Here is a 6,432-nt window from a genome sequence, read left to right as displayed (position 1 = left end):
TGCGATCCCCGTGGGAGCTGACTTGCCGGCGATCAGGCCAGCACAGGCGGCAGCTTATTTGACGATCATGCCCACCCCACGCCCCCGCGGATCAGAGGCCGTCTCCAGCTTTGCCCCTTCCACCCGGATCGCCTGGATATCCCCCATCTCCCAGCCCTGGTCTTCCAGCACATACCCCATCTTCTTCAGGCCGTCAGCCACAGGCCCGGTCAACGGTGCATAGCTGTCGAAGTAGATGGTGTCCTTGGGCAGCAACTGATGGTGCACACGCTGCGCCGCCACCGCCTTGTCCAATGGCATGCCGTAGTCATACAGGTTGTTCATCACCTGGAAGATCGAGGTAAAGATCCGCGAACCACCCGGGGTGCCGATCACCAGCTCGACCTTGCCGTCACGGGTCATCAGGCTGGGGCTCATCGACGACAGCATGCGCTTGCCCGGCTCGATCGCGTTGGCATCACCGCCGACTACGCCAAAGGCATTGGCCGCCCCCGGCTTGGCGCTGAAATCGTCCATCTCGTCGTTCAGCAGGAAACCCGCCCCTTTCACCACCACGCCGCTGCCGTAGTCGAGGTTGAGGGTGTAGGTGTTGCTGACCGCGTTGCCGTGCTTGTCGACGATGGAAAAGTGCGTGGTCTGGTGCGGCTCCAGCCCGGGCTTGACCTTGTCAGTGTCGGAAATGGCTTTCGGGTTGACCTGCGCAGCGCGCTTGGCCAGGTAGTCCTTGGCCACCAGTTTATCCACCGGCACTTGGGTAAAGGCCGGGTCACCGAGGTAGTCGGCGCGGTCGGCGAACACGCGCTTCTCGATCTCGGCCAGCAGGTGGATGTACTGCGCCGAGTTGTGCGCCACCCCTTTGAAGTCCGCCGCGCGGTCTTCCTTGATGCCCAGCAACTGAGCCAGGGCTACACCGCCGGAGCTGGGTGGTGGCGCGGTATACACCACGTTGCCACGCCAGCTGACGGCCATCGGCTCACGCCATACGGCCTTGTAATCCTGCAGGTCTTGCTTGGTGATCAGGCCCTTGTCGGCCTGCATCTGCGCCACCAGCAAATCGGCAGTCTTGCCCTGGTAGAACTCGCTGACGCCTTTGTCGGCGATGCGCTCCAGGGTGTGGGCCAGTTCGGGCTGCCTGAACAGCTCGCCAACCTTCATGTTGCCGAAGTAATCGTTGAAGTTGGTCGCAGTCTTGAACATGCCCTGTGCATCGTTGCGGTACTGGTACTGCTTTTCCGCGACCTTGAAGCCATTTTTCGCATAGCCGATGGCCGGGGTCAGCAGCTCGCTCCAGGGCAGCTTGCCAAACTTGCGATGCGCCTCCCACAAGCCCATCACCGTGCCGGGTACGCCAGCGGCGCGCACCCCGACCAGGCTGAGGTTCTCGATGACCTCACCCTTGTCGTCCAGATACATGTTGCGCGTGGCGGCCTTGGGCGCCACTTCGCGGTAGTCGAGGAAATACGGCTTGCCGTCGACGAACAGGGTCATGAAACCGCCGCCGCCGATATTGCCGGCCTCGGGATAGGTCACCGCCAGGGTGAAGGCCGTGGCCACGGCGGCATCGACTGCGTTGCCGCCCTTTTTCAGGATATCGGCGGCGACCTGTGCACCATATTGATCGGGGGCAGCCACTGCACCGCCTTCCAGATCCGCAGCGTAAACCGAGGAACAGCTCAGGATCGCGGTTGCGAGAGCCAGGTACTGAAACGGGACAATACGCATGACACTTCCTTGGTGTTGTTTTTGTCGAGCAGTCAGTAAGGCCGATGCGCATGGACTGTGCAATCGCCCGCAGGGCGTTTCGCCGCCCGTGGGCAGGCTTTGTCGCGTTCAGGCAAATCAGCAGGCGTACATGGCCAGCTTGCGCTGGATGAAATCCAGAAAGCACTGAATACGCAGGGCCAGCTGCGTGTTGCGGTAGTACACCGCGTGAATCGGTTGCCGGTAACCGTTGTTGGCTTCACCCAACAGCACCTGCAAGCGCCCGCTGCGAATGTCTTCGTGGGTCATGAAATGCGACAGGCTGACGATGCCCTCCCCGGCCAGCGCCAGCTGGCGCAGGGTCTCGCCGCTGGAAGCGAGCAACGCGGGGCGGATGCCGAAGCGGTCACCCTGGGCATGGCGTAGCGGCCACTGGTTGAGTGAGTCGGGTTGGCTGAAGCCAAGCAGGCAGTGGTTGGCCAGGTCCTCGACACGCTGGGGCGTACCATGCTGCGCCAGGTAGGCGGGGCTTGCCAGCACCTGCACCGGGCTGCAGCCGAGGTTGCGTGCATGCAGGCTGGAGTCGGCCAGTTCGCCGATGCGAATCGCCACGTCGGTGCTGTGCTCCAGCAGGTCGATGATCAGGTCGTCGGTGTTCAACTCCAGCTCTATGCCCGGGTACTGGCGGCGGAACTCGCCGATCCACGGCACAATGGCATGCAGCATGAAAGGGGCGGCAGCGTTGATGCGCAGGCGCCCGGTAGGGGTCTGGCGGTTCATCGACAGGCGCTCTTCCATGTCGTCCATCTGCTGCAGGATCAACCGCGCGCGGTCGAGGAAAAAACGCCCTTCCTCGGTGAGGTCCATACGCCGGGTGGTGCGATTGACCAGAGTGGTGCCCAGCTTGCCCTCCAGGCGCGACAACGTGCGGCTGACGGCGGACGGGGGCTGGCCCATCTGCTCGGCAGCGGCGGAGATCGAGCCGCAGTCGATGACGGCGACGAACACCTGGAGTTCTTCGGATCGGGTTTTCACATTCGGGCCTGTGATGGGTCTGTGCAAGGATCAGATAATCGCATGTACAGGCCAACTGCGGCTGCTCCTACCTCACCGTGGGAGCAGGCCAGCCCGCGATGAGGCCAGTACAGGCAACCCATCACGCTGCCTTGCCGAACACCTTGTCCAGATGGGCTTCATAAGCTGCCAGCGCCGCCGGCACATCCGGGCGCTTCATCACATCCGTTGCCAGGAAAGTCGGCAGGCCGGTCATGCCAAGGAACTGGTTGGCCTTGTGGAACGGGAAGTACACCGCATCCACGCCTTTGCCTTCAAAGAAATCGCTCGGGTCATCGAAGGCCTGCTGCGGCGCGTTCCAGGTCAGCGACAGCATGTATTGCTTGCCGTGCACCAGGCCACCGCTGCCGTACTTCTGCGTGTGATCCGAGCGGGTGCGGCCATCGTTGGCGTAGAGGCTGCCATGGCCTGCGGTGAACACTTCATCGATGTACTTCTTCACCGTCCACGGCGCGCCCATCCACCAGCCCGGCATCTGGTAGATGATCACATCGGCCCAGAGAAACTTCTCGACCTCGGCCTGCACGTCGTAGCCACCGTCGATGAACGTCTGCTGTACATCGAAACCGGCGCGGTCCAGGTGGGCGATGGCCGCTTCGTGCAAGGTCGTGTTGAGGCGGCCATCAGAGTGAGCGAACTGTTTACCACCATTGAGCAGAAGAATCTTTTTCATGCTGGCCTCCCCGGCCGAGTCAAAATTTGATGTCGGCAGGTTAGAGGTTCGCAGGGGCGGGATACAGAAGTCACCGGGCAAAATACAATTGACCAGAAGTCACGAATCAACATCACATTATTGCCGTAGAATCGGTTCACCACCTCTCACCGAGTAGCGCCCCATGACTGAGCAGATCGCCTTCATCCTCAAAGCCAAGACCCGCCCGGAAATGGCCGATGCGTTCGAAAACCTGTTCCGCCCTTATGTCGAGCCAAGCCGCCAGGAGCCAGGTTGCATCGAGTACCACATGCTGCGCGACCAGCAGGACCCGAGCCTTTTCGTGTTTTTCGAAGTGTGGGCCGACCAGGCCGCGCTGGATGTGCATTCGGCCCTGCCGCACATGGCCGCCTTCTTCGAAAAACGCATGGACTACCTTGAGCGCGATTTCGATATCCAGCAGGTCGACATGCTCAGCGCATCCAGCGCTAACCGTTGATCAGCAAGTGGCCGCCCAGTGCGGCCAGGCCGATGAAGAAACAACGCTTGAACAGCAACGCGCTGATGCGCTGACGCAACCACTGCCCGGCCAGCATGCCGAGCAAGGCTGGCGCCAGCATCAGCAGTGAAGCACCCAAGGCCTGGCCACCGAGGGCATCCTGCCCGGCCAGGCCAACACCCAGTGCCAGGGTCGAAACCGTGAACGACAGGCCCAGCGCCTGGATCATCTGCTCGCGGCTCAGGCCCAGGCTCTGCAAGTAGGGCACCGCAGGTATCACGAATACCCCGATTGCCGCCGTGATTACCCCCGTCACCAGCCCGCACGCAGGCCCCAGCCAACGCTCGTGCGCCGCTGCCAAGCGCAAGCCCGGCCCAACCAGCCCGTACACCGCGTACGCCAGCAAGGCCGCACCCAACGCATGCGCGGCCCATGGCCCGTTGTCGATGCCCAGCCAGGCACTGCCCAGCAAAGTGCCAATGAAGATCAGCGCCAGCATCGGGCCCAGCCGCACCAGCAACGCTCGCAGGTGCCCGCCGCTGGCCAACTGCCAAAGGTTGGTAAGGGTCGACGGCACGATCAGCAGTGCTGCAGCCTGCGCCGGAGGCATAGCCAGGCCCAGCAGGCCCATCGCGATGGTGGGCAGCCCCAGGCCGATCACGCCTTTCACTGCGCCGGCCAGCAGGAACGTCAGCACCACTAGCAGCGACAGAGCAGGGCCCATGTTGTGGTAGAAAGCGAGCAAGGTATTCATGGGCCGATAATGGCCCGTGGTGGGCAGGCTGAAAATCTGCCATACCCTTATCCAGACTCTTGCTAAGGCAGAGGCACATGCATTTTGACCTGATCGATCTCAAGCTGTTCCAGCACACCCTGGAGTGCGGCAACATCACCGCCGGTGCCAGCCGCAGCCATCTGTCGCTGCCGGCAGCCAGTGCGCGCATCCGGGCCATGGAAGCGTCGCTGGGCATCCCTTTACTGCAGCGTAACCGCCGCGGTGTTCAGCCGACCCCGGCCGGCCAGGCGCTGTTGCAGCATGCTCGCCTGATTGCCCAGCAGGTCGAACGCCTGCAGTTCGACCTGGGCCAGTACGCGCAGGGGCAGCACGGCCAAGTGCGCCTGCTGTGCAACACCGCAGCACTTACGGAGTACCTGCCTGAACTGGTGGCCGGTTACCTGACTGAAAACCCCGGCGTCAGCGTGGACATACAGGAACTGCCGAGCCTGCGCATCGTGCAGGCGATTACGCAAGGCATGGCAGACCTTGGCATTGTTTCAACAGCCGCGCCTTTCGGGCACCTGCAAACCCGGCCGTTTCGTGACGACCCACTGGTGCTGGTAACCCCGCCTGGCCATCCGCTGGCCAGCGAGGCTGCCCCCAGCTTCATCGACAGCCTGGCGCATGGTCATGTCGGGCTTGGAGCAGGCAGTGCATTGGCGTTGTACCTGGAGGAACAGGCATTGCGGGAAGGCCGGCGCATGCAGGTGAGAGTGCGGGCCGAAGGGTTTGATGGCGTGATCCGCATGGTTGCAGGCGGGGCCGGGGTCGGGGTGGTGCCACTGGCGGCGGTGAAGCGTTGGCAAGGGCTGTTGCCGCTGCACTGGGTAGCCCTGGCGGAACCCTGGGCCAACCGCCGGTTGCTGGTGTGCGCGCGGGACTTTGCGGCGTTGCCAGGGTATGCGTCGGGGTTGGTTGACCGGCTGGCGGGAGCAACTGTCTTGCTCAATTACTAAAAGCTGGCGCGGTCCCTGTAGGAGCGGGCGCGCCCGCGAACACCGGCGCAGCCGGTGCCATGCACTGCGTTGGATTCTTCGCGGGTTTACCCGCGAAGAAGGCTCACACACAATGGCGCCATGACGCCCCACTAAAAAGGACTGTCCAGTGGCCTCGATCTACCAGTTCAAACCACGCTTCCAGGCTTTGTTGCGCCCGGCCGTGCAACGCCTTTACGACCGAGGCGTCACCGCCAATCAGGTCACTGTCACCGCTGCCGTGGTATCGCTCCTGGTGGGCCTGCTGCTGGCCGCCCTGCCGCACATCACCTGGCTGTTCATCCTGGTGCCGATCTGGATGCTGCTGCGCATGGCGCTGAATGCTGTCGACGGCATGCTGGCCCGGGAGTTCGGCCAGCAATCCACCCTCGGTGCTTACCTCAACGAACTGTGTGACGTGATTGCCGATGCAGCGCTGTACCTGCCCTTCGCCTTGTTGGCCGGGGTGTCGCCTGCGCTGGTGGTGCTGGTGGTGCTGTGCGCCACCTTCAGCGAGTACGCCGGTGTCATGGGCCCGCTGGCAGGCGCCTCGCGGCGCTACGACGGGCCTATGGGCAAGAGCGACAGGGCCTTCGCCTTCGGCGTGCTGGGCACCGGCGTCGCCTTTGGCCTGCTCGATGGCGCCTGGATCAACGGCCTGTTGCTGGTCATCCTCGCGCTCTCGCTCTATACCCTCTACAACCGGGTTCGCCAGGGCCTGGCCGAAACCCGCTGAGCCTATCGTCGCCGCAAA

Annotated in this window: 7 protein-coding genes; 3 read left to right on the top strand and 4 right to left on the bottom strand. The window is 63.1% G+C overall.

Going from position 1 to position 6,432, the window contains the following annotated elements:
- Positions 1-54: 54 nt before the first annotated feature.
- The 3 genes from ggt to G1E_RS18855 all read right to left on the bottom strand — a co-directional run bounded on the left by ggt (position 55) and on the right by G1E_RS18855 (position 3,448).
- Positions 55-1,722, bottom strand: a complete 1,668-nt coding sequence (ggt, locus tag G1E_RS18865; protein ID WP_047150009.1) for a gamma-glutamyltransferase — start codon at positions 1,720-1,722, stop codon at positions 55-57.
- A gap of 117 nt (positions 1,723-1,839) precedes the next feature.
- Complete coding sequence (locus tag G1E_RS18860; protein WP_047150008.1) at positions 1,840-2,736, bottom strand: LysR family transcriptional regulator; 897 nt, start codon at positions 2,734-2,736, stop codon at positions 1,840-1,842.
- A 121-nt stretch (positions 2,737-2,857) separates the two neighbouring features.
- On the bottom strand, positions 2,858-3,448 hold the full coding sequence (locus tag G1E_RS18855; RefSeq protein ID WP_009683866.1) for an NAD(P)H-dependent oxidoreductase: 591 nt from the start codon (positions 3,446-3,448) through the stop codon (positions 2,858-2,860).
- Positions 3,449-3,611: 163 nt separating this feature from the next.
- Here G1E_RS18855 and G1E_RS18850 point away from each other — a divergent pair, with 163 nt between their 5' ends.
- Entirely contained in the window at positions 3,612-3,926 is a 315-nt protein-coding gene (locus G1E_RS18850) for a putative quinol monooxygenase (RefSeq protein ID WP_009683867.1), read from the top strand.
- On the opposite strand, the gene G1E_RS18845 is transcribed toward G1E_RS18850, so the two are convergent.
- Positions 3,916-4,680 (bottom strand): sulfite exporter TauE/SafE family protein, encoded by a 765-nt coding sequence (locus tag G1E_RS18845; RefSeq protein WP_047150007.1) that lies wholly within the window; start codon positions 4,678-4,680, stop codon positions 3,916-3,918. The two genes, G1E_RS18850 and G1E_RS18845, sit on opposite strands and share 11 nt — an antisense overlap.
- Positions 4,681-4,757: 77 nt before the next feature.
- Between G1E_RS18845 and G1E_RS18840 the strand changes: the two genes are divergently transcribed.
- Both G1E_RS18840 and G1E_RS18835 read left to right on the top strand, forming a co-directional pair.
- Positions 4,758-5,660 (top strand): LysR family transcriptional regulator, encoded by a 903-nt coding sequence (locus tag G1E_RS18840; protein WP_009683870.1) that lies wholly within the window; start codon positions 4,758-4,760, stop codon positions 5,658-5,660.
- A gap of 148 nt (positions 5,661-5,808) precedes the next feature.
- On the top strand, positions 5,809-6,414 hold the full coding sequence (locus G1E_RS18835) for a CDP-alcohol phosphatidyltransferase family protein (RefSeq protein ID WP_009683871.1): 606 nt from the start codon (positions 5,809-5,811) through the stop codon (positions 6,412-6,414).
- The last annotated feature ends 18 nt before the right edge of the window (positions 6,415-6,432 follow it).

The organism is Pseudomonas sp. TJI-51 (assembly GCF_000190455.2).
GTDB classification, from domain to species: Bacteria; Pseudomonadota; Gammaproteobacteria; order Pseudomonadales; family Pseudomonadaceae; genus Aquipseudomonas; species Aquipseudomonas juntendi.
The sequence above is the reverse complement of the archived record's forward strand: the minus strand, read 5'-3'. Positions and strand labels throughout refer to the sequence as shown.

Excerpts from the sequence above, each read along its gene's own strand:
- ggt (WP_047150009.1), bottom strand. The coding sequence starts at position 1,722 with ATGCGTATTGTCCCGTTTCAGTACCTGGCTCTCGCAACCGCGATCCTG.
- G1E_RS18855 (WP_009683866.1), bottom strand. The coding sequence starts at position 3,448 with ATGAAAAAGATTCTTCTGCTCAATGGTGGTAAACAGTTCGCTCACTCT.
- G1E_RS18850 (WP_009683867.1), top strand. The coding sequence starts at position 3,612 with ATGACTGAGCAGATCGCCTTCATCCTCAAAGCCAAGACCCGCCCGGAA.
- G1E_RS18845 (WP_047150007.1), bottom strand. The coding sequence starts at position 4,680 with ATGAATACCTTGCTCGCTTTCTACCACAACATGGGCCCTGCTCTGTCG.
- G1E_RS18840 (WP_009683870.1), top strand. The coding sequence starts at position 4,758 with ATGCATTTTGACCTGATCGATCTCAAGCTGTTCCAGCACACCCTGGAG.